Origin of the sequence: Isoptericola maris (assembly GCF_048065335.1) — a bacterium.
Classification (GTDB): domain Bacteria; phylum Actinomycetota; class Actinomycetes; order Actinomycetales; family Cellulomonadaceae; genus Isoptericola; species Isoptericola rhizosphaerae.
Genome location: NZ_JBLUNY010000001.1, coordinates 402,463 through 423,271, shown reverse-complemented (window position 1 = coordinate 423,271; position 20,809 = coordinate 402,463). Strand labels below are relative to the sequence as shown.

Genomic DNA, 20,809 nt, shown 5'->3' with positions numbered 1-20,809 from the left:
AAGGTTGTGCCGAGGGCGGTCTCGCGGCCCTCGACGGTTCGCCGACGGTCGGGTCTTCCCGCCGGCCACTGCCGAACCTATCGTGCGACCCCCTCCCTCCCGCTGTGGGTGCACGACACGCCGTCGGACCCGACGCCGTCACGGCGCGTCGTGCACCCACAGCCGTTGCGCGGTTCTCGCCGGGACCGCACAGCGACGTCACGAACAGCGCTTAGAGTTGTCGGATGACCAGTGGGAGGAACGCATGGGGCTGCTGAGCACGATCGAGACGCCCGCAGACGTGCGACGACTGAGCCCCGCGCAGACGCGGCAGCTCGCGACCGAGATCCGCGACTTCCTCGTGGAGAACGTCTCGCGCACCGGTGGGCACCTCGGACCGAACCTGGGCGTCGTCGAGCTGACCATCGCGATGCACCGCACCTTCGCATCGCCGCGCGACACGTTCGTGTTCGACACGGGCCACCAGTCCTACGTGCACAAGCTGCTCACCGGCCGCCAGGACTTCTCGGGGCTGCGCAAGCGTGACGGGCTGTCCGGCTACCCGAGCCGCGCGGAGTCCGAGCACGACGTCGTGGAGAACTCGCACGCCTCGACGGCGCTGTCGTGGGCCGACGGCATCGCGAAGGCCAACACCGTCGCGCGGCGGGACGACCGCCACGTCGTCGCCGTCATCGGAGACGGTGCCCTCACCGGCGGCATGGCGTGGGAGGCGATCAACAACATCGCCGCCGACGCCGACCGGCGGCTCGTGATCGTCGTCAACGACAACGGCCGCTCGTACTCGCCGACCATCGGCGGCGTCGCCAACCATCTGGACACGCTGCGGGTCACCCGGGGGTACGAGGCGTTCCTCGGCTGGGGAAAGCGCACCCTGCACCGCACCGGTGCCCCCGGCCGGTTCGCCTACGAGTGGCTGCACGGGCTGAAGAAGGGCCTCAAGGACGTCGTCGCGCCGCAGGGCATGTTCGAGGACCTCGGGCTGAAGTACATCGGCCCGGTCGACGGTCACGACACCGCTGCGACCGAGGCCGCGCTGCGCCGCGCCAAGGCGTTCGGCGGACCGGTGATCGTGCACGTCATCACCGAGAAGGGCCGCGGCTACACCCCGGCCGAGGAGGACGTCGCCGACCGCTTCCACGCCGTCGGCAAGATCCACCCCGAGACGGGCCTGCCCGTCGCGCCGTCGCGGTTCGGGTGGACCCAGGTGTTCGCCGACGAGATCGTCGCCATCGGGCGCCGACGCAGCGACGTCGTGTGCCTGACGGCCGCGATGCTGCACCCCGTCGGCCTGGCACCCTTCGCGAGCGAGTTCCCGCGCCGCACCTTCGACGTCGGCATCGCCGAGCAGCACGCCGTCACGTCCGCCGCGGGCATGGCGTTCGCGGGGCTGCACCCCGTCGTGGCGGTCTACGCCACGTTCCTCAACCGTGCGTTCGACCAGGTCCTCATGGACGTCGCCCTGCACCGGGCGGGCGTCACGTTCGTGCTGGACCGGGCCGGCATCACCGGCGACGACGGCGCCAGCCACAACGGCATGTGGGACATGGCCATGCTGCGCATCGTGCCCGGGCTGCGCCTGGCGGCCCCGCGCGACGAGGCGACGCTGCGCTCGGCGCTGCGCACCGCCGTCGACGTCGATGACGCCCCGACCGTCGTGCGCTACCCCAAGGGCGCGCTCGGCGACCCGATCGAGACCGTCGAGGAGCTGGAAGGCGTCGACGTCGTCGCGCGCCACACCCCCGGCGCCGGTGCTCCCGCGGGCCGCAAGGTCCTCGTCGTCGGGGTGGGCTCGATGGTCGGCTCGGCGATCGCCGCGGGTGACTCGCTCGCCGCGCACGGGCTCCAGGTGGACGTCGTCGCGCCGACGTGGGTGCTGCCCGTGCCGGAGCATCTGGTCAAGATGGCCGGGGAGCACGACCTGGTCGTCACCGTCGAGGACGGGGTCGTCGACGGCGGCGTCGGGGCGATGCTCGCCCAGCGCGCCGCCGAGCACGGGGTGCGCACCCCGTTCGTCCACCGAGGACTGCCGGTGACGTTCCTCGACCACGCCAGCCGGGACCAGATCGTCACGGCGCAGCGGCTGCGTGCCGAGGACGTGGTGCGCGACGCCCTGGCCGCGCTGGCGCGCGACTGACGCTCGCGGGTCAGGAGTGGGTGATCTCCACCGCCCGCTCGACGACGCCGTGGAGGTCGCCGGCCTCGGCGAACCAGGCGCGCTGCTGCGCCGCGCCGCCACCGGTCGACCAGACCTTGCCGAGCAGCTCGGTCACGGCATCGAGGTCGTCCGCGTCCCGCAGAGCCTCGCGGACGTGGTCGACGAGCTGCCCGACGACGTCGTGGGCTCCGGCCGGCCGCCAGGTGCGTGGCGAGACGAGGTCGCCCTCCAGTCCCGAGCGGCCGGCCCGCCACGCGGCGGTGCGCAGCAGCTCCGGCGGCGCGCTCGGCGCCGTCACGCCCTCGGCCGCCTCCCGTGCGGCGGTCTCGACCAGCCCACGGACCAGGGCGGCGACGAGCGTCGTGGTGTCGGGATCGAGGCAGACGTCCATCACCCGCACCTCCACCGTCGGGTAGGTGGGGGAGAGCCTCGCGTCGAAGAACACCATGTTCTGGTCGAGCACCGTGTCGGTGGCGACGAGCGCCGCGACGGCGGCGTGGTACTCCTCCGGGGAGCCGAACGCCCGCGTCGGCCCCGCCGTCGGCCACCGTGTCCAGACCTGGGAGCGGTAGCTCGCGTAGTCGGTGTCCGAGCCCTGCCAGAACGGCGAGTTGGTGCTCAGCGCCAGCACCGTGGCGAGCCAGGGGCCGATCCGGTCGATCACGGCCACCCCTTCGGTGTCGTCCTCGACCCCGACGTGCACGTGGCAGCCGCTGGTGAGCTGCTCGCGCGCCGTCATCCCGAAGACGTGGCGCGCCTTCTGGTACCGCAGCCTGGACACCGTGGTCCCCGTGAACGCGACGGGCGAGGTGGCCAGAGCGGCCACGCGGGCGTCCACGCGGTCCACGGCTTCCTGCGCACGGGAGCGACCGGCACGGATCTCGGCGGCCAGGTCCGACAGCGACGCGCGCGGATGGGTGGCCGTCTCGAGCTGCTCCTCCATGAACTCCGGCTCGAGCGCCCCCGTGCCGCCGTCGTGGTTGTCGTGACCGGAGGCATCGAGCGCCTCCTGGGCCTTGGCCACCGGTGAGCCGTCCGGGCCCACCAGCAGGAACTCCTCCTCGACACCCATCGTCCGTGGCTTCGTCATGTGAGCATGATGGGGTGTCGCGGCGGTCGACGCGCGGTGACGCAGGCCCGACGTCGGCATGACACCGTCCCGCCACCCGTTGTTCAGACGGGTCTGCTTCAACGAGAGCATGAATTTTTCGCATCGCGCGGGACCGGCTCTCGTGGCGGCCCTGACGGTTGTTCTCGGTGCCGCCGCGGTGGTCGTCGCGGCCACCGAGCTCCTGCGCCGTCAGGCAGCGCTCGCCCGGCGGCGGATCGGCAAGGCCCTCGGCGAGGAGGCGCTGGACGCCGACCGCGTCTGGCGCACGAGGTACGGCGGCCCGCCGCTCGACCTGCTGGTGCTCGGTGATTCGGTCGCCGCGGGGCTTGGCGCCGAGCGTCGCAAGGACACCCTGGGTGCGCGGATCGCGCGCGGTCTCGCGAAGCGTCTGCACCGGCCCGTGCGGCTGCGGGTCGCGGCGGTGGTCGGTGCCGAGTCGTCGATGCTGGCCGCCCAGCTCGACAGCCTGGAACGCGGCTACCGGCCGCACGCCGCCGTGGTCGTGGTGGGTGGCAACGACGTCACCCACCGGGTGCCGGTCGCGGAGTCGGTCGGGCACCTCGTCGCGGCCGTCGACAGGCTGCACGGTCTCGGCTGCGCCGTCGTCGTGGGGACCTGCCCCGATCTGGGTGCGCTGCGCCCGGTCCCGCAGCCGCTGCGCGCCCTCGGTGCGCGTGCCTCCCGGCAGCTCGCCGCGGCGCAGGTCGTGGCGGTGCGCGGGGCGGGTGCGTACCCCGTCTCGCTGGCGGACGTCGTCGGGCCGTTCTTCGTCGACCACCCGCAGGAGGCGTTCAGCCTCGACCGCTTCCATCCGAGCGCGCTCGGGTACCGGCGCACCGCGAAAGCGCTCGTGCCGTGGGTGCTCCACGCGCTCGGCGAGGACGACGACGTGCCGCCCGGCCCCGGCACGGAGGTGCCGTAGGGCCGGGCGCCGCCGCGTCAGCCAGCGGGGACGTCGGACGTCGCCAGCGCCGCCAGCCACTCGCCCCAGTACTCACGCCAGTGCTCCGCCGCCGCGGGCGACGCCAGCCGTTCGTGCGTGAGCGTCATCCGGGTGCACTGTCCCACCGGGTCGGTGGACACCGTGAACACGCCGTGCCGGGCCGGGTCCTGCGCGCCGGTGTTCTCCTTGATCGTCGCGTCGGACACCTCCGGCCGGCTGACCCAGCCCGGCCCGACCTCGCCCGACGGCGGTGGTTCCGGGAGCAGGGACCGGCGTGCGGCGGCGTAGCGCTCGCCGGTGCGGGACATGCGCTCGCGGACGCGGCGCTTGAACGACTCGTGGGAGGTCATGAGGACTCCTGTGCTCGGGGTGCGTCACCCGCGGCTCGCGCCCGTGGTGCCGCACCGGAACACAGTGTCCTGGCCGACGCGTCGAGCACTCGAGGTCCCCTTTGCCTCCACCGTCGTGCCTCGCACGATGGTCCCGGCGGCGCGAGCGCCGGTGGCGGAGGTGAGGCGGAACGCGCCGCCTTCCTCCGACCATACTCCGGCCACCCGCGCCGTGCCACGACACGGGTCGGTAACGTACAGGCGTGATCTGGCTCTTCGACCTCGACAACACCCTCGTGAACCGCGACGCCGCGTTCGCCACCTGGGCGGGCAAGGCTGTGGCGGACCACGGGGGCACCGACGCGGACCTCGCCGCGATCGTCGCCGCCGACGACGGCGGCTTCTCGCGCAAGGCGGACCTCGCCCGGGTCGTCATCGACCGGCTCGGCCTGCCCGACGACGTACCGGCGACCATCGAGCTGTTCCGCGCAGGCATCCGCGAGCACGTCCAGGCCTATCCGGCCGTGCTGGGCGCGCTGGACGTGCTGCGCGGCGCCGGGCACGCCGTCGGCATCGTCACGAACGGCGACCCGGCGCAGCAGCGCGGCAAGATCGCCCGGTGCGACGTGGGGCCGCACGTCGACGCGGTCGTCGTCTCGGGCGAGGAGGGCGTGGCCAAGCCCGACCCGCGGATCGTCGAGATCGCCCTCGAGCGCCTCGGGGCCGCCGACGTCGACCGCCGGGACGTCTGGATGATCGGCGACGCGGCCCACGCCGACGTCGCGGTCGGTCGTGCTGCCGGGACGCGCACGGGGTGGGTGTCCCACGGTCGGGTCTGGTCGGGCGGCGCCCGGCCGGACGTGGTCGCCGGCACCACGCGTGACGTCGTCGCGCTCGCGGCCTCGCCGGCGCACCGGCGCTGACGGGGCAGCTTCGCCGTCGAGGCCTGCGGAGACGCCGATGGCCGGCCCCCTACGGGACCGGCCACCGGTCGTGCTCCCCGGGGTGAGGAGTGTCAGGCGACGCTCCCGGGGACGTTCGCGACGCCGTCGGGCAGGATCCGTCGGCCGAGGACGCGCTCGCTGTAGCCCGTGCGGTCCAGGTACGGCGTGATGCCGCCGGTGTGGAAGCCCCACCCCGCCCCGAGGATCATGCACAGGTCGATCTGCGAGGCGTCCGCCACGACCTGCTCCTCGAGCATGTGGCCGATCTCGACGGTCAGGGCGGTCAGCACGGAGTCCAGGACACCGGCGGCGTCGAGCACCGGCGTGCCCGCGCGGCCCTGCGTGCCCACCTCGAGCGCCTCGCCGAACACCGGCTGGATCGCCGGGTCGACGGGCTTGTGCATCCCGGGAGCCGGGGCGTCCAGCACCACGCGCGTGCCGTCGGCGACGAGCTTCTCCAGTCCGGGCGAGCGCGGGAACCGGTCGCCGAGGTCTTCGCGCAACGACGTCAGCACGTGCAGCCCGACGGCGGGTCCCACCAGGTCGAACAGCTCGAACGTCGGCATCGGGAAGCCGAGCGGTGCGAGCGCGGCGTCGGCAGCCTCGACCGACGTGCCGTTCTCGACCGCCTCGACGACCTTGCCCATGACGAGCACGAGCAGCCGGTTGACCACGAACCCGGGACGGTCCTTGACCAGCACCGCCGTCTTGCGCAGCTTCTTCGTGATCGCGAAGGCCGTCGCCAGCGCCTCGTCGGAGGTGCGCTCCGCGTTCACCACCTCCACCAGCGGCATCTGCGCTACCGGGTTGAAGAAGTGGATGCCGACGACCCGCTCGGGATGGCGCAGGTCGGAGGCCATCTCGGTGATCGACAGCGCCGAGGTGTTCGTCGCCAGCACGGTGTCCTCGCCGACGATCTCCTCGAGCTCCGCGAACACCTTCTTCTTCAGGCTCATCACCTCGGTGACGGCCTCCACCACCACGTCGCAGTTCGCGAAGTCGTGGATGTCGGTGGTGCCGGTGACGCTCGCGACGATCCGCATGCCCACCTCCGGCTTCATCCGGCCACGGCCGACCAGCTTGTCGACGGTGTCGCGGACGAACCCGAGGCCCTTGGCGACGCGCTCGGAGTCGAGGTCACGCATCACGACGGGCACGCCGAGGCGCTGGGAGACCAGCAGCGCGATCTGGGCGGCCATGAGCCCGGCACCCACGATGCCGACACGGGTGACGGGCCGGGCGAGCTTCGTGTCCGGAGCGCCGACCGGCCGCTTCCCGGCCGACGTGAGCTGGAACGCGTAGACGCTCGCCCGCATCTCGTCGGTCATGACGAGGTCGGCCAACGCCTCGTCCTCGGCGGCGAACCCTTCCGCGCGAGAGGCGCTACGTGCCCCGGCGAGCAGGTCCAGCGCACGGTACGGCGCGGGCCGCGACCCGGCGACGAGCGCGTCGAGGCGCTCGCGGGTGCCCTGCACGACGGCGTCCCACACGGGCTGCGGGTCGAGGTCGCGCCGGGCGGGCGTCACCTCGCCGCGCAGCACGCGGGCGGCCCAGTCGATGGACTGCTCGAGGAAGTCGGCGGCCTCGAACAGCTCGTCCACGAGACCGATCTTCAGTGCCTCGGCGGGCTTGAACGGCTTGTTCGCCGCCGGCCGGGTGAGCAGCACGTCGACGGCCTTCTCGATGCCGACCAGACGGGGGACGAGGTAGGCCCCGCCCCAGCCGGGGACCAGCCCGAGGCCGGTCTCGGGCAGGCCGAGCGCCGCGGCGTCGGACGCGACGGTGCGGTAGTCGCAGTTGAGGGCGACCTCGAGGCCGCCGCCGAGGGCCAGGCCGTTGACGAACGCGAACGTCGGCACGCCCATGGTGTGCAGCAGCTCGTAGGCGTCGTGCCCGGAGCGGCCGAGCTCGAGGGCCTGCTCGCGCGACGTCACGGCGCCGACGCCGAGCAGGTCGGCACCCGCGGCCAGGAAGTACGGCTTGCCCGTGATGCCGACGGCCGCGATCTCGCCGGCCGCGGCGCGCTGCTGCAGGGCCGTCAGCGCCGCGGTGAGCTCGGCGAGACCCTCGGGCCCGAGAGTGTTCGGCTTGGTGTGGTCGAGCCCGTTGTCGAGCGTGACGAGCGCGAGGGTGCCGCCGCCGTCGGGCAACGTGACGTCGCGGACGAGGGAGTGGGTGACGCGCTCGGCGCGGGGTGCGGTCGTGTTCTCGGTCATCGTGTTCAGCCCTCCGTGGTGGCCGGGACATGGCCCGAGTAGTCGGCGTGGTGCGGGTTCTCCCAGACGACGGTGCCGCCCTGGCCCAGACCGACGCACATGGTGGTGATGCCGTAGCGGACCTCGGGGTGCTGGGCGAACTGCCGGGCGAGCTGGGTCATCAGCCGGACGCCCGAGCTGGCCAGCGGGTGCCCCACGGCGATCGCTCCGCCGTAGCGGTTGACGCGCTCGTCGTCGTCGGCGATGCCGTAGTGGTCGAGGAAGCTGAGCACCTGGACGGCGAAGGCCTCGTTGATCTCGAACAGGCCGATGTCGTCGATGGTCAGGCCGGCCTGGGCGAGCGCCTTGTCGGTGGCCGGCACCGGGCCGTAGCCCATGATCTCGGCCGGGACGCCGGCGAACGCGTAGGAGACGAGGCGCATGGCGGCGGGCAGGCCGAGCTCGTCGGCGGTCTCGCCCGCGGCGAGCAGCGACACGGTGGCGCCGTCGGTGAGCGGCGAGGAGGTGGCCGGGGTGACGCGTCCGCCGGGGCGGAACGGCGTCTTGAGGTGGGCGATGCCCTCCATCGTGGTGTCCGGGCGGGGCAGCTCGTCGGCCGTGGCCAGGCCCCAGCCGAGCTCGGCCGAGCGCGCGGCGACCGGGACGACCTCCGGCCCGATGTCGCCGTTCGCGACGGCCTTCGCGTAGCGCGTCTGGCTGCCGACGGCGTACGCGTCGGCGCGCTCCTTGGTCAGGTGGGGGAACTTGTCGTGCAGGTTCTCCGCCGTGACCCCCATGTTGAGGGCTTCCGGGTCGACCAGCTTCTCGGAGAGGAAGCGGGGGTTCGGGTCGGCGTCGAGCCCCATGGGGTGGCGGCCCATGTGCTCCACGCCGCCGGCGACGACGACGTCGGACGCGCCGACGGCGATGCTGGACGCGGTGGTCGTCACCGCGGTCATGGCGCCGGCGCACATGCGGTCGATGGCGTAGCCGGGCACGGAGTGGGGCAGGCCGGCGAGGAGGCCGACCGTGCGACCGAGGGTGAGGCCCTGGTCGCCCTGCTGGGTGGTCGCGGCGATCGCGACCTCGTCGATGCGCTCGACCGGCAGCTCGGGGTGGCGGCGCAGCAGCTCGCGCAGAGCCTTGACGACGAGGTCGTCGGCGCGGGTCTCCGCGAGGAGGCCGTCTGCCCGGGCCTTGCCGAAGGGGGTGCGCACGCCCTCGACGAAGACGACGTCGCGCAAGGCTCGTCGGGCTGGGTCGCGGGTGGTGCCGGGGGCCTGGGGGGCCACGGTCATGGCAGCTCCGTCCGTTGCGGGGGTCGGTTCCGACGGTGCCGGGAGCATCGTCGCTCGGGACCTCGGGGGATCGCCCCGGGGCTCGGGTACACGCTACCGCGAGTACCAGGAACAGCATAGCCCATCTGATACGCAGTATCAGCGCTCGACCGAACCGGGCGGCGCCTGCTCAGGTGCTGGCGAAGGCCCTGGCCAGACGCTCGGCGACCAGCTCGATCTGCCACTCGCGGGCCTGGCGAGCACGCAGGAACTCGGCGATCTCCTCCGGGCCGGAACGTGCGGGCGGCGTCCAGCAGACGCGGCGCAGCGCGTCCGGCTGCAGGAGGTTCTCCGCGGGGACCGTGAGCTCCTCGGAGAGCTGCGACACGATCTCGCGCGCCGCGGTGAGTCGCTGTGCTGCGACCGGGTCTCGGTCTGCCCAGGCGCGCGGGGGCGGCGGTGCGTCGGTGCGCGGGCCCCGCGTCGTGGGCAGGTCCGCCTCGTCGAGGGCGAGCGCGGCGTCGATCGCCTGCTGCCAGGCCGGGGCCCGGCGCTTGGCCCCCTTCGTCGCGAACTCCGGCAGCGCGACGAGCTGGGGCACGCTGCGCGGCAGGGCGCGGGCGGCCGCGATGATCGCGCGGTCCGGCAGCACCCGCCCGGGGGAGACGTCGCGCTGCCGGGCGTTGGCCTCCCGCGCCTCCCAGAGGCTGCGGACGACGGCGAGCTGACGGCGGCCCTTGACCGTGTGGGTGCCCGAGGTGCGACGCCAGGGCTCCACGCGAGGTGCCGGCGGCGGCAGGGTGCGCACGTGCTCGAACTCCTGCGCCGCCCACGCGGCCTTGCCCGCCTCCTCGAGGCGGGCCGCCAGGACGTCGCGCACCTCGACGAGAACCTCCACGTCCAGGGCGGCATACCGCAGCCAGTCCTCCGGCAGCGGTCGGGTGGACCAGTCGACGGCGGAGTGCTCCTTGGCCAGCCCCAGACCCAGGGTGTCCGCCACGACGGCGGCCAGGCCCACGCGCGGCATCCCCAGCAGCCGCGCGGCGAGCTCGGTGTCGAAGACCCGGGCCGGGCGCAGGCCGTGCTCGGCGAGACCGGGCAGGTCCTGCGAGGCGGCGTGCAGCACCCACTCGACGTCCCCGACGGCGGCACTCAGCACGGACAGGTCCCGCAGCGGGACCGGGTCGATCAACGCTGTGCCGGCGCCCTGGCGGCGGACCTGGACCAGGTACGTCGCCTGGCCGTAGCGGTAGCCCGAGGCTCGCTCGGCGTCCGCGGCGACCGGTCCGGACCCGGCCGCAAAAGCGCTGGCGACCCGTTCCAGCGCCGCCGGGGCGTCCACGACCCGCCCCACGCCGTCGGCCGGCTCCGTCAGCGGCGCGATCTCGGCCGGGTCGATGGCGTCGGGGGTGACCGCAGAGCTCATGGGCCTACCGTACGGCGCCGCACGTCCAAGGCCGTCACGCCGTCCGGCAGCGGAGGCAGGCCCCCCGCCGTGGACATCAGGTCCGCCCAGACCTCGAGGTGCGCCCCGAGGTCGGTGTCCGTCGGGGTCCACGACGCGCGGATCTCGAGGTCGACGGCGGCGGGCGTGGCGGCCAGCGCGCCGTAGCTCTGCGACAGGACCCGGGTGACCGTGCCGCCCGCGGCGACGGCACCCACGCCGGCGGTCCCCAGGTTCTCCGTGACCCAGGTCCAGGCGACGTCGCCGAGCATCTCCTCGGTGGCGAGCTCGGCCTCGAGGCGGGTGCGCACCAGGGTCACGACGCGGAAGTCGCCTCGCCACGCCTCCTGGCCGTCGGGGTCGTGCAGACCGACGAACCGGCCGGTGGCGATCTCGTCGTCGTCCACGAGGACCTCGCCCTCGAGCGCGAGAGCGAACGGGGCCACCCGTTGGGGCCCGGGGACCTCGACCAGCCGGACCTCCGGCCGCAGCCGCCGACCGCGCAACGACTCGAGGGCGGCCGCGAACCGTTCGGGCACGTCACGCCGGGTTCCGCTCACCGGACCACCGTACGACGACCGGCGGTGTCCGGATCCCGGCGGGTGGGCGTGTCGCGTCACAGGGACGACTAGGCTGTTCGCGGCCTCCCGGGTGTGCCACGACGAGACGCCCGGACACGATCTTCACGAGGAAGCAGGAATCGATGACAGCACGTGCCCAGATCGGCGTCACCGGACTCGCGGTGATGGGCCGCAACCTCGCGCGCAACTTTGCCCGGCACGGCTACACCGTGGCCGTGCACAACCGCAGCTACGGCAAGACCCGGTCGCTGGTCGAGGAGGCGGGCGACGAGGGTGACTTCGTGCCGTCGGAGACCATGGCCGACTTCGTCGCGTCGCTCGAGCGGCCGCGCAAGGTCGTCATCATGGTCAAGGCCGGCGCCGCGACCGACGCCGTCATCGACGAGCTGTTGCCGCTGCTGGAGGACGGCGACATCGTCGTCGACGCCGGCAACGCCCACTTCCCGGACACCATCCGCCGTGAGGAGGCGCTGAGCGCCCGCGGCCTGCACTTCGTCGGCACCGGCGTGTCGGGCGGTGAGGAGGGCGCGCTGCTCGGGCCCTCGATCATGCCCGGCGGGACGCGCGAGTCCTACGAGTCGCTCGGACCGATCCTCGAGGCCATCTCCGCGAAGGTCGACGGCACGCCGTGCTGCACCTACGTGGGCCCGAACGGTGCCGGCCACTTCGTCAAGATGGTGCACAACGGCATCGAGTACGCCGACATGCAGCTGATCGCCGAGGCCTACGACCTGCTCAAGCAGGGGCTCGGTGCGTCCGCGGCGGAGATCGGCGACATCTTCGCCGAGTGGAACACGGGCGACCTCGAGTCGTTCCTCATCGAGATCACGGCCGACGTCCTGAAGCACGTCGACGCCGAGACCGGCTCCGCGTTCGTCGACATCGTGCTCGACCAGGCCGAGCAGAAGGGCACCGGCCGCTGGACCGTGCAGAACGGGCTGGACCTGGGGGTACCGATCACCGGCATCGCCGAGGCCACGTTCGCCCGTGCCCTGTCCGGCTCGGTGCCGCAGCGCGAGGCCGGTCGGGCCGCGCTGCCGGCCCACACCCAGGCCTGGGAGGTCGGCGCGGACGACGAGTCCCGTGCCCGCTTCGTGGAGGACGTCCGTCTCGCCCTCTACGCCTCCAAGGTGGTGGCCTACTCCCAGGGCTTCGACCAGATCGCGGCGGCGTCGGCCGAGAACGGCTGGGACATCGACCGGGGTGCGATGGCCCGCATCTGGCGCGGTGGCTGCATCATCCGCGCCCGGTTCCTCAACCGGATCACCGAGGCCTACGAGCGTGACGCGGACCTCCCGCTGCTGCTCGCCGACGAGTACTTCACGAACGCGGTCGGCAACGGTCTCGCGGCGTGGCGCCGCGTCGTCGCAGGCGCCGCGCAGAACGGTGTGCCGACACCGGCGTTCAGCTCGTCGCTGGCGTACTACGACGGCGTGCGGGCCGAGCGCCTGCCGGCGGCGCTGATCCAGGCGCAGCGCGACTTCTTCGGCGCGCACACCTACCGTCGCACGGACCGGGACGGGACCTTCCACACGCAGTGGTCCGCCGACCGCACCGAGCAGGAGGCCTGACACCCTCGTGACCAGCTCCCTCGCGGGACCCGGGGCCGTCGCGGGCCCCGGGTTCCATCCCGTGATCGTCGGGTCGGACATCGGCGTGTACGGCCTGACCCGTTCCTTCCACGAGCAGTTCGGGCTGCGCACCACGGTGGTCGCGTTCGCCGAGCCCGGCCCCATCGCGCACTCGCAGCTCATCGACACGGTGCTGTCCGGCACCGCGCCGGACGAGATCGTCGCGACCCTCGAGCGCGTGGCGACCGACCGGCGGGCCGCCGGCCATCGTGAGCCGTTGCTGCTGCAGTCCAACATGGACTGGGTGGTGCGGATCCTCGCCCATCACCGCACGGTCCTCGAGACCGCCGGGTACGTCCTTCCCTACGCCGACGTCGACCTCATCGACCGGATCTGCGACAAGGCCGAGTTCTCCGCGGTGTGCACCGAGCTCGGCATCCCGACGCCCGCCACCGTGATCCAGGACTTCGCCACGGCCGCCGATGACGCCTGGCGTCCCGAGCCGGTCGCGTTCGACTACCCCGTGATCGCCAAGCCGGCATCCAGCGCCGACTACCACGAGGCGCGGTTCCCCGGGAAGAAGAAGATCTACGAGATCGCCTCGCCCGGTGAGCTCGAGGAGCTCTGGACGGCGTTGCGCGGGGCAGGCTTCCGCGGACGTTTCCTGGTCCAGGAGATGATCCCGGGCGACGACACCCAGATGCGGTCCGTCACCACCTACTCCGACACGTCCGGCCGGGTCACGCTGCGCTGCTCCGCGCAGGTGCTGCTCGAGGAGCGGACGCCTGCGGCACGCGGGAACCCGTCGGCCATGATCGTCGAGCCGATCGACGAGATCCTCGACGCGGCGCAGCGCATCTGCGAGCACACGGGGTGGCGTGGCTTCGCGAACTTCGACGTCAAGCTCGACCCGCGCGACGGCGTCTTCAAGTTCTTCGAGCAGAACCCCCGCATCGGGCGGAACAACTACTACGTCACCGCGGGCGGCCAGAACCCGACCGAGGTGCTGGTCGACGACGTGATCCACCGGCAGCGTCGGGAGCGTGTGACCGCCCAGCGCGAGGTGCTCTACGCCGTCGTGCCGCACCGGATGCTGCGCCGCTACGTGCTCGACGACGGGCTGCGCGCCCGCGTCGTGGGCCTCATGCGCACCGGCCGGACCGTGCACCCGCTGCGGTACCCGGCCGACGCGAGCCCGCGACGCCGGCTGTACATCCTCACGGCGTTGGTCAACCACGTGCGCAAGTACCGGCGGTACTACCCGACGAGCGCGTTGAAGGCCAACTACGCGGCCGCTCAGCGGGCCGCGGCCGCACGGCCCACCGGTGGACGGAGGAACCGATGAACCGCCGGCTGCAGCCCGTCGTCCTGGGCGGCGACATCGGGGCGTACTCCCTGGCCCGCACGTTCCACGAGGCCTACGGCGTCAAGCCCGTCGTCGTCTCGGGGATGTCCACCGGGCTTGTGCGCTACTCGCGGATCCTGCACCACGTCGCCGAGCCCCGCATCGACGACCCGGACGCGATCGTGGCCCGGCTGCGGGCGATCGCCGACGAGCACACCGACGCCGACCTCGTCGTGATGGGCTCGGCGGACTGGCTCGTGCGCACCCTGGTGGAGAACCGCGACCGGCTGGAGGACCGTTACACGGTGCCGTACGTCGGGGAAGAGCTGCTGCTGCGGCTCACCGACAAGGAAGGCTTCGGCGACCTGTGCGCCGAGCTCGGCATCGCCCACCCGACCACGGTCATCCACAAGATCGGCGGGGCCGACGGGGCCGAGCCCGACACCTCCGGCCTGACCTTCCCGGTCATCGCGAAGGCCGCCAGCACGGCCGCCTACCACGACGTGGAGTTCGTGGGGAAGAAGAAGGTCTTCCTCGTCGACTCCCGCGACGAGCTGGTCGAGCTGCTCGCCCGCGTGGGCGCTGCCGGCTACGCGGGGTCGTTCGTCATCCAGGACTACATCCCCGGTGACGACTCGGGCATGCGGATCCTCACCTGCTACTCCGACGCGAGCGGCAAGGTGCGGTTCTCGGCGTTCGGGCACGTGCTGCTCGAGGAGCACACCCCGGGAGCGCTCGGCAACCCTGCCGGGATCATCACCCAGACCCAGCGTGACGTCGTCGAGCAGGCGACGCGGCTGCTGGAGCACGTGGGCTGGACCGGGTTCGCCAACTTCGACCTGAAGTACGACCCGCGTGACGGTCGGTACGTCTTCTTCGAGCTCAACCCCCGCCTCGGCCGGTCGAACTTCTACATCGCCGCCGCCGGGGCGCACGCGGTGAAGTTCTCCGTCCACGAGCACGTGCGCGGGCTCGACCCCGACCCGCGCTCCGTGCTCGGTCCGGACGTGCCGCTCTCGGCGACGGGCGAGCTCGAGGCGCGGAGCCTGTACACCGTGCTGCCGGGACCGCTGCTGCGGCGCTACGTGCTCGACCCCGGTGTGCGGGCCGAGGCACGGCAGCTCGCGCGGCGGGGCCGGTCCACCAACCCGCTGTGGTACCGGGCCGAGACGGACCCGCGCCGTATCGCCTACCTGTGCATCGCCCAGCTCAACCAGTGGCGCAAGTACGCCCGCCACTACCCGCTGGCCGAGGCACGACGGCTGGCGTGGAAGGGCGCGGCGTGACCGACGGGCCTGCCCCGCACGACGAGACGCCGCCGGTCGGTGTGATCGGCGGCGTCGGTCCGCTCGCCACGGCGTACTTCCTGCAGCGCGTCGTCCAGCTCACCCAGGCTGAGCGGGACCAGGAGCACGTCGACCTCGTCGTGCTCAACCACGCCACGGTGCCGGACCGCACGGACTTCGTGGTCGGGCGCTCAACGCTCGACCCGGGCCCGGTCCTGGCTCGCGACGCGCGCCGCCTCGAGCGGTTCGGCGTGAGCTTCCTGGTGATGCCGTGCAACACCGCGCACTACTTCACCCAGCAGGTGCTCGACGCGATCACCGTGCCGTTCGTCTCCATCGTGGACGTCACGGTCGCGGCGGCGCGGCGACGGGCCCCCGGGCTGACGAAGGTCGGTCTGCTGGCCACGGCCGGGACGGTAGCCTCCGGCGTCTACGACGACGCGTTCGCCGTGCACGGCATCGAGGTCGTGACGCCGGACGAGGCCGACCAGGCGCGGGTCAACGCGGTCATCTACGACCAGGTGAAGGCCGGGCACCCTGCCGACCCGGACGAGCTCCGCGCCGTCGCGGCAGGGTTGGTCCGTCGCGGTGCCGGCGTCGTGGTCCTCGGCTGCACCGAGCTGTCGGTCGCCGCGGTGGACCACGGGCTGCTCGACGAACCGCCGTTCCTGGACTCGATGGACGAGCTCGTGCGCGCGACGATCACCCGGGCCGGTCACCGGGTGCGCTGAACGGGAGCCCAGCTCGGTCAGCCCAGCTCGGTCAGCCCAGCTCGGACGTGCCCGCGTAGAGGTGGAGCACCGGCACGTGCAGCTCGTCGCGAGCCTTGGAGGCCCAGTCGGTGTGGAACGTGTCCGCCACGGCGTGGGGGTAGGTCACGACGACGACCTCCTGGGCACCGGCCTCGACGGCGGCCCGCAGGGTCGGCAGCGGGTCGTCCTCGGTGACCTCGCCCTGCGCCGTCGCGCCCGTCGCGCGCAGCAGCTCGACGGACTCCACGACCTGCTCCGAGGCCGTGGACGTCGCCTGCTGGGGGTCGGGCTCGCGGCCGGTCAGGTCGTCCCACGCCTCGCGCAGCTCGAGCATCCCGAGATGGTCGAGGAAGGATGCCACGACGTTGTGCTCGGTGTCCGCGGGGACCAGCACGCGATAGGCGACCTCGTCGTCGCCGTGCAGCGAGGTGATGTGCGCGACGTCGGCCGACGTCAGCGCGTCTTCGGTGAGGACCACGATGGACCAGGGTGCGTCAGGCATGCCAGCAACCTACGGCACCCCGGGCGCCGGTGCCCAGCGCCTACGTGCGACGGCGCAGGTCCCAGGTCGCCAGGAGCGTGCCCGACGGCGCCACGAGAAGACGGTCGAGCCGCGCCGGCCGGAGCTGGTCGGCCGGCACGCGCTCGGAGGCGAGAGCCGGGTCCGCGGTGGGCGGGCCGGCGACGATCCGGCCGGGTCCGGCGCCGACGAGATGCGGCGTGGTGGTGACGCACAGCTCGTCGACCAGGCCCGCGGTGAGCATCGAGCCCAGCAGACGCGGGCCGCCCTCGCACAGCACGCGCCCCAGCCCGTGGGCTGCGAGCGTGGCGAGGCCGGCCTCCAGGTCGATCGCGCCGTCGTCGTCGGGGACCACGACCACGCGGTCGTCACCGACCGCCGCGGACGCCGTCGCGGCGCCCGCCGCACCCGTGACCACCCAGGGGAGCCGCGGGCCGTCGAGGGCGCCGGCCGGCACCCGACCGCTGCGCGTCACGAGCGCGAGCTCGAGCGGGCCGGGGGAGAGGTGCTCCAGCCCGCGAGGGCGGTCGAGCGCGGTGTAGGACTCGGCCCGCGCGGTGCCCGCTCCCACCAGGACGACGTCGGCCAGCGCGCGCAGGACCCGGAAGAGCCGCCAGTCCGCGGCGTCGTTGATGGAGCCCGAGCGGCCGTCGTCGCCCCAGGCGCCGCCGTCCACGCTGGAGACCATGTTCACGCGCACGTGCGGGTGCTCGGGCAGCCCGTAGAGCGCGGCCAGCCGCTGCTCCTGCGGGTCGGGGGGCAGGTCCTCGAGGGTCGGCACGAGGACGCGCAACGGCGTGGTGTCAGAACTCACAGCGGCCAGCGTACGCCGCGCACGTACGCTGGAGGATCGTGACCGCAGCCCAGTCCTCGGCCTCCCGAGCCGCTTCTCGAGCCCCGTCCCGCACGACCGTGGACGAGTACGGCTCCCTGGTGTCGGTGCGCCCCACGGTGTCCCCGCAGCGTCTCCTGGCCGACCTCGTCCCGCCGCGACACTTCGACGACGCGCGCTTCGCCACCTACCGGGCGAACCCGCGGCACCCGAGCCAGGGTGCCACGCTCACGCGGCTCGAGCAGGTCGCCGCAGAGATCGCGGCACCGGCGCCCACCGGTCTGCGGGCGCTGCTGGGCCGACGGCGCGCGGCGCCCGCCGTGTACATGGACGGCGGGTTCGGGGTCGGCAAGACCCACCTGCTGACCTCGCTGGCCCACGCCGTGACCGAGGCGGTCGGTGAGGGCAGCGCGGCCTACGGCACGTTCGTGGAGTACACCAACCTGGTCGGCGCGCTGGGCTTCCTGCCGACCGTCGACGCGCTTGCGACGCGGCGGCTGGTCTGCATCGACGAGTTCGAGCTGGACGACCCGGGCGACACCGTCCTGATGTCGCGCTTGCTGCGTGAGCTCGCCGACCGTGGTGTGGCGCTCGCCGCGACGTCGAACACGCTGCCGGACGCGCTCGGGGAGGGGCGGTTCGCGGCGGAGGACTTCCTGCGGGAGATCCAGGCGCTCGCCGGGCGCTTCGAGGTGCTCAGGGTCGACGGGGAGGACTACCGCCACCGCTCGGTGGTCACGGACGCGGACCCCTTGCCGGAGGAGTCCGTGCGGTCCACGGCGCGGACGCGGCCGGGTGCGGTGCTGGACGACTTCGACGACCTGCTCGCACACCTGGCCACGGTGCACCCCAGCCGGTACGGCGCGCTGCTCGACGGGGTGGAGCTCGTGGCGCTGACGGGTGTGCGGGCGGTCACGCGCCAGGAGGTCGCCCTGCGGCTCGTCGTGCTGGTCGACCGACTCTACGACCGGGACGTGCCGGTGCTGCTGGCGGGTGTCGACGGCGCCACCCAGCGGGCACTGTTCACCGACGAGATGCTCGACGGCGGTTATCGCAAGAAGTACTTCCGCGCCCTGTCCCGCCTCGGGGCGCTGGCGCAGGAGGGTCGCCGCCTGGCCGACGCATGAGTCGGCCGCCGCCGAGGTCGGCGGGTCAGTCCACCTCGGCGGCAGGCTCGAGGTCGGCGCGCAGGACGACGACGGTGCGGCCGGGGACCTGCAGGGTGCCGGCGAGCAGGTGGGTCCCGTCGGGGTCCCAGGACGCGGCGACCCGCCAGGTGCCGGCGGGCTCGTCGAGGTGTCGCTCGAGGTCGACCTCCACGGGCTCGCGTGCGGTGACGAGGACGAGTGCGCTGCGGCCGCGTCGCACGACGAGCACGCCGGGCGCGGGGCTCGGGCGGACCTCCTCGGCGAGGTCGGCGAGCGACGAGGGGCGCAGCGTCAGGAGTCGCCGGGTCCAGCTCACGAGCCGTTGGTCGTCGGGTTCGTGGTGTCGTACCGGGACGTGCTCGGTGTCGAGGACGAGGCCGGTGCCGGCGAGGGCGGCGAACGCGAGCAGCGCGGCCTGGTCGTCGGGGTCCGCGGGCGGTAGCGCAGCTCGGGGGTCGGGCCAGGGCACCGCGCGCGCGGCCGCGGGGAGCCGGGTGAGGTCGCCGACCAGCACGGAGGCTGACCGTGCGGCCGCCCGCTGGGCGCGGCGGAAGGTCGACGGGGGCCGGGCGACCGTGGAACCCGGCGGGAACGTCGCCTCGGCGAGGTCGCTCAGGGCGGCCAGCGGCGCCGACCCGCCCGCGCCCGACAGGATGTGTTCGATGATGGTGGTGAGCCGGTCGCTGCGTCCGGGGCCGTCCATGAAGAGCGTCCGGGGCCGGCCGGACTGCGCGGCGACGGCCTGGACGGCGTCGGCGAGCTCGCTCAGGAACGGCATCGCGGAACGGTCGACGAGGGCCTCCACGTCGAGCAGCAGGCCGTCGACGTGGTATTCCTCGAGCCATCGCCGGGCGTCGGCGATCAGGAAGTCTCGGGAGCCCCGGCTGCCCGACCCGTCGAGGTTGATGCGGGGGGTGTCGCGGGCGGGTGCAGAGCCGCCGCGGGGCCCCATGCGCGCACCGGTCGCGTAGGGGCCGAACGCGTGCAGGCCCAGCGCGTCGGCGACCGACCAGCGGTGCGGCAGGTCGAGCACCACGGCCAGGCCGGCACGGTGCGCGGTGTCGACGAATCGCTGCAGCGCACGGGGGCCACCGTAGGGCTCGTGCACGGCGAACAGGCGGACCCCCGCCTCGGGACCGGTCCGAGGGTCGAAGGCGGTGAGCGGGGAGAGCTCGACGCCGTCGACACCGAGGGCTGCGATGGCGGGCAGCAGCGCCGCCGCGCCGTCGAGCGTGCCCTCAGCGGTGACGGAGGCGATGTCGAGGTGCAGCAGCACCCCGCGCCGGAGGTCGACGCCGCGCCACGCGTCGTCCTGCCACGCGAACGTCTCGTCCAGCACGCGGCTCGGTCCGTGCAGGCCGTGCGGCAGGAGGGTGCTGCAGGGGTCGGGGAGGGCCGGCCCGCCGTCGATCGAGAAGGCGTAGTCCGTCCCGTGCGCCAGCTCGTCGTCCGCGCGCCAGTAGCCGGGCTCGTGCGCGCCGACGAGGCGCATGGGACGGCGCTCGGCGTGGCCGTGCGCCTGGGGGAGGAGCACCTCGACGGTGCGTGCGCGAGGCGCCCAGACGAACGGCCTGCGTCCGGGCCAGCGTTCCCTGGTCCGTGGCTGCGGTGCGCGGGTGCCGGGGGCGAACGCTGCCTCGTCGGTGGGATCGGCTGCGGTCACGCCCGACACCATAGCCCGGTCCGTGTCGCTCCACGGAACCCGGCTGCGGGCGCGTCGGGCTGGGTTCGGGCCGGCCCGGTGAACGTCGCGGGCCGGTGCGGTGCAGGACTCGCAATTCGACCAAAAAAGTGTGCCAAGCGTCAGCGAACGGAGCCAGCCGCTGGTAGACCTGGTGAATGAGCACAGAGCACCCGGAGGGCAGCCCCGACCGGGCCCGGCACCTCCTCGACGAGTCGATCGCGTCACAGGCACGGATCGCGCCCCGACGCCGGTCGCACACCGATCCGCACGGCGACCCTCGGTCGGGCGGAGACGCCAGCAAGGCGCCGCACTCGCTGTCCGAGGCGGAACGGCATCTGCACGAGGATGCCTCGAGCGGACATTCCTGGGACGACCCCGAGGAGCTCTGAGCGAGCGCTCAGCGCGGCCGGCGGTCCGCACCGACGGCGATGAGCCGGGGCATGCCCGCCGGGGCCACCTCGCTGACGGCCAGGTAGCGCGCCTCGGCCCGGTGCAGACGGATGTGCTCGTCCAGCGACCACTGAGGGCCGTTGCACAGCACCATGCCGCACGAGCAGTCGATCTCCACGGTCCCGTCGTCGTGGTGACGCGCCTGGCCCACCGTCACGTGCGAGGCGCGGGCGTGCACCTTCGCGCGGTGCATGGCTGCGGAGACTGCCGACGGGCTCTCGGCGCTGCGCTCGGTGTCCACG

19 protein-coding genes are annotated in these 20,809 nt (G+C 73.4%); 9 read left to right on the top strand and 10 right to left on the bottom strand.

Annotation, left to right across the window (positions count from 1 at the left end; translation table 11 throughout):
• The first annotated feature begins 244 nt into the window (after nt 1–244).
• Complete coding sequence (gene dxs, locus ACH5HR_RS02090; protein ID WP_416475993.1) at nt 245–2,134, top strand: 1-deoxy-D-xylulose-5-phosphate synthase; 1,890 nt, start codon at nt 245–247, stop codon at nt 2,132–2,134.
• A 10-nt stretch (nt 2,135–2,144) separates the two neighbouring features.
• On the opposite strand, the gene ACH5HR_RS02085 is transcribed toward dxs, so the two are convergent.
• Nucleotides 2,145–3,245: a carboxylate-amine ligase gene (locus ACH5HR_RS02085; protein ID WP_416475992.1), complete on the bottom strand. Its 1,101-nt coding sequence runs from the start codon at nt 3,243–3,245 to the stop codon at nt 2,145–2,147.
• A 109-nt stretch (nt 3,246–3,354) separates the two neighbouring features.
• Here ACH5HR_RS02085 and ACH5HR_RS02080 point away from each other — a divergent pair, with 109 nt between their 5' ends.
• Nucleotides 3,355–4,188, top strand: a complete 834-nt coding sequence (locus tag ACH5HR_RS02080; protein ID WP_416475991.1) for an SGNH/GDSL hydrolase family protein — start codon at nt 3,355–3,357, stop codon at nt 4,186–4,188.
• Nucleotides 4,189–4,205: 17 nt separating this feature from the next.
• Here the strand turns inward: ACH5HR_RS02080 and ACH5HR_RS02075 are convergent, their stop codons facing one another.
• Nucleotides 4,206–4,559: a hypothetical protein gene (locus ACH5HR_RS02075; RefSeq protein ID WP_416475990.1), complete on the bottom strand. Its 354-nt coding sequence runs from the start codon at nt 4,557–4,559 to the stop codon at nt 4,206–4,208.
• A gap of 242 nt (nt 4,560–4,801) precedes the next feature.
• Between ACH5HR_RS02075 and ACH5HR_RS02070 the strand changes: the two genes are divergently transcribed.
• Nucleotides 4,802–5,461: an HAD family hydrolase gene (locus ACH5HR_RS02070; RefSeq protein WP_402371630.1), complete on the top strand. Its 660-nt coding sequence runs from the start codon at nt 4,802–4,804 to the stop codon at nt 5,459–5,461.
• A 92-nt stretch (nt 5,462–5,553) separates the two neighbouring features.
• Here the strand turns inward: ACH5HR_RS02070 and ACH5HR_RS02065 are convergent, their stop codons facing one another.
• The 4 genes from ACH5HR_RS02065 to ACH5HR_RS02050 form a co-directional block, all read right to left on the bottom strand.
• Nucleotides 5,554–7,698, bottom strand: a complete 2,145-nt coding sequence (locus ACH5HR_RS02065; protein WP_416475988.1) for a 3-hydroxyacyl-CoA dehydrogenase NAD-binding domain-containing protein — start codon at nt 7,696–7,698, stop codon at nt 5,554–5,556.
• 5 nt (nt 7,699–7,703) lie between these two features.
• On the bottom strand, nt 7,704–8,975 hold the full coding sequence (locus ACH5HR_RS02060; protein ID WP_402371634.1) for a thiolase family protein: 1,272 nt from the start codon (nt 8,973–8,975) through the stop codon (nt 7,704–7,706).
• Between the two features lie 169 nt (nt 8,976–9,144).
• Entirely contained in the window at nt 9,145–10,380 is a 1,236-nt protein-coding gene (locus ACH5HR_RS02055) for an HRDC domain-containing protein (RefSeq protein ID WP_416475986.1), read from the bottom strand.
• The gene (locus ACH5HR_RS02050) at nt 10,377–10,958 is read right to left on the bottom strand and encodes a DUF3000 domain-containing protein (protein ID WP_402371637.1); all 582 of its coding nucleotides are present in this window, start codon (nt 10,956–10,958) and stop codon (nt 10,377–10,379) included. Before ACH5HR_RS02050 ends, ACH5HR_RS02055 begins: the two co-directional genes overlap by 4 nt.
• 143 nt (nt 10,959–11,101) lie before the next feature.
• Here ACH5HR_RS02050 and gnd point away from each other — a divergent pair, with 143 nt between their 5' ends.
• The 4 genes from gnd to cuyB are packed head-to-tail and all read left to right on the top strand — an operon-like array spanning nt 11,102 to nt 15,912.
• Nucleotides 11,102–12,550, top strand: coding sequence for an NADP-dependent phosphogluconate dehydrogenase (gnd, locus tag ACH5HR_RS02045; RefSeq protein ID WP_416475984.1), 1,449 nt, complete (start codon nt 11,102–11,104; stop codon nt 12,548–12,550).
• A gap of 7 nt (nt 12,551–12,557) precedes the next feature.
• The gene (locus tag ACH5HR_RS02040; RefSeq protein WP_402371640.1) at nt 12,558–13,895 is read left to right on the top strand and encodes a carboxylate--amine ligase; all 1,338 of its coding nucleotides are present in this window, start codon (nt 12,558–12,560) and stop codon (nt 13,893–13,895) included.
• Nucleotides 13,892–15,181: a carboxylate--amine ligase gene (locus tag ACH5HR_RS02035; RefSeq protein WP_416475982.1), complete on the top strand. Its 1,290-nt coding sequence runs from the start codon at nt 13,892–13,894 to the stop codon at nt 15,179–15,181. The genes ACH5HR_RS02040 and ACH5HR_RS02035 overlap by 4 nt, the downstream gene beginning before the upstream one ends.
• A complete protein-coding gene (gene cuyB / locus ACH5HR_RS02030; RefSeq protein WP_416475980.1) occupies nt 15,178–15,912 on the top strand; it encodes a cysteate racemase in 735 nt (244 codons plus the stop codon). The genes ACH5HR_RS02035 and cuyB overlap by 4 nt, the downstream gene beginning before the upstream one ends.
• 31 nt (nt 15,913–15,943) lie before the next feature.
• Here cuyB and ACH5HR_RS02025 read toward each other — a convergent pair whose 3' ends face one another.
• Together ACH5HR_RS02025 and ACH5HR_RS02020 are read right to left on the bottom strand one after the other, a co-directional pair.
• Nucleotides 15,944–16,435 carry a hypothetical protein gene (locus tag ACH5HR_RS02025; protein WP_416475978.1) on the bottom strand — a complete coding sequence of 164 codons (492 nt, stop codon included), beginning with the start codon at nt 16,433–16,435 and terminating at the stop codon, nt 15,944–15,946.
• Between the two features lie 40 nt (nt 16,436–16,475).
• On the bottom strand, nt 16,476–17,267 hold the full coding sequence (locus tag ACH5HR_RS02020) for a dihydrofolate reductase family protein (protein WP_416475976.1): 792 nt from the start codon (nt 17,265–17,267) through the stop codon (nt 16,476–16,478).
• 38 nt (nt 17,268–17,305) lie between these two features.
• On the opposite strand from ACH5HR_RS02020, the gene zapE reads away from it, so the two are divergent.
• Nucleotides 17,306–18,412 carry a cell division protein ZapE gene (gene zapE / locus ACH5HR_RS02015; protein ID WP_416475975.1) on the top strand — a complete coding sequence of 369 codons (1,107 nt, stop codon included), beginning with the start codon at nt 17,306–17,308 and terminating at the stop codon, nt 18,410–18,412.
• Between the two features lie 25 nt (nt 18,413–18,437).
• Here zapE and ACH5HR_RS02010 read toward each other — a convergent pair whose 3' ends face one another.
• On the bottom strand, nt 18,438–20,096 hold the full coding sequence (locus ACH5HR_RS02010; protein WP_416475973.1) for an alpha-amylase family protein: 1,659 nt from the start codon (nt 20,094–20,096) through the stop codon (nt 18,438–18,440).
• A 176-nt stretch (nt 20,097–20,272) separates the two neighbouring features.
• Here ACH5HR_RS02010 and ACH5HR_RS02005 point away from each other — a divergent pair, with 176 nt between their 5' ends.
• Nucleotides 20,273–20,506 (top strand): hypothetical protein, encoded by a 234-nt coding sequence (locus ACH5HR_RS02005; RefSeq protein WP_402371649.1) that lies wholly within the window; start codon nt 20,273–20,275, stop codon nt 20,504–20,506.
• A gap of 8 nt (nt 20,507–20,514) precedes the next feature.
• Here the strand turns inward: ACH5HR_RS02005 and ACH5HR_RS02000 are convergent, their stop codons facing one another.
• Nucleotides 20,515–20,808 carry a hypothetical protein gene (locus tag ACH5HR_RS02000; protein ID WP_402371650.1) on the bottom strand — a complete coding sequence of 98 codons (294 nt, stop codon included), beginning with the start codon at nt 20,806–20,808 and terminating at the stop codon, nt 20,515–20,517.
• Between the last annotated feature and the right edge of the window lies 1 nt (nt 20,809).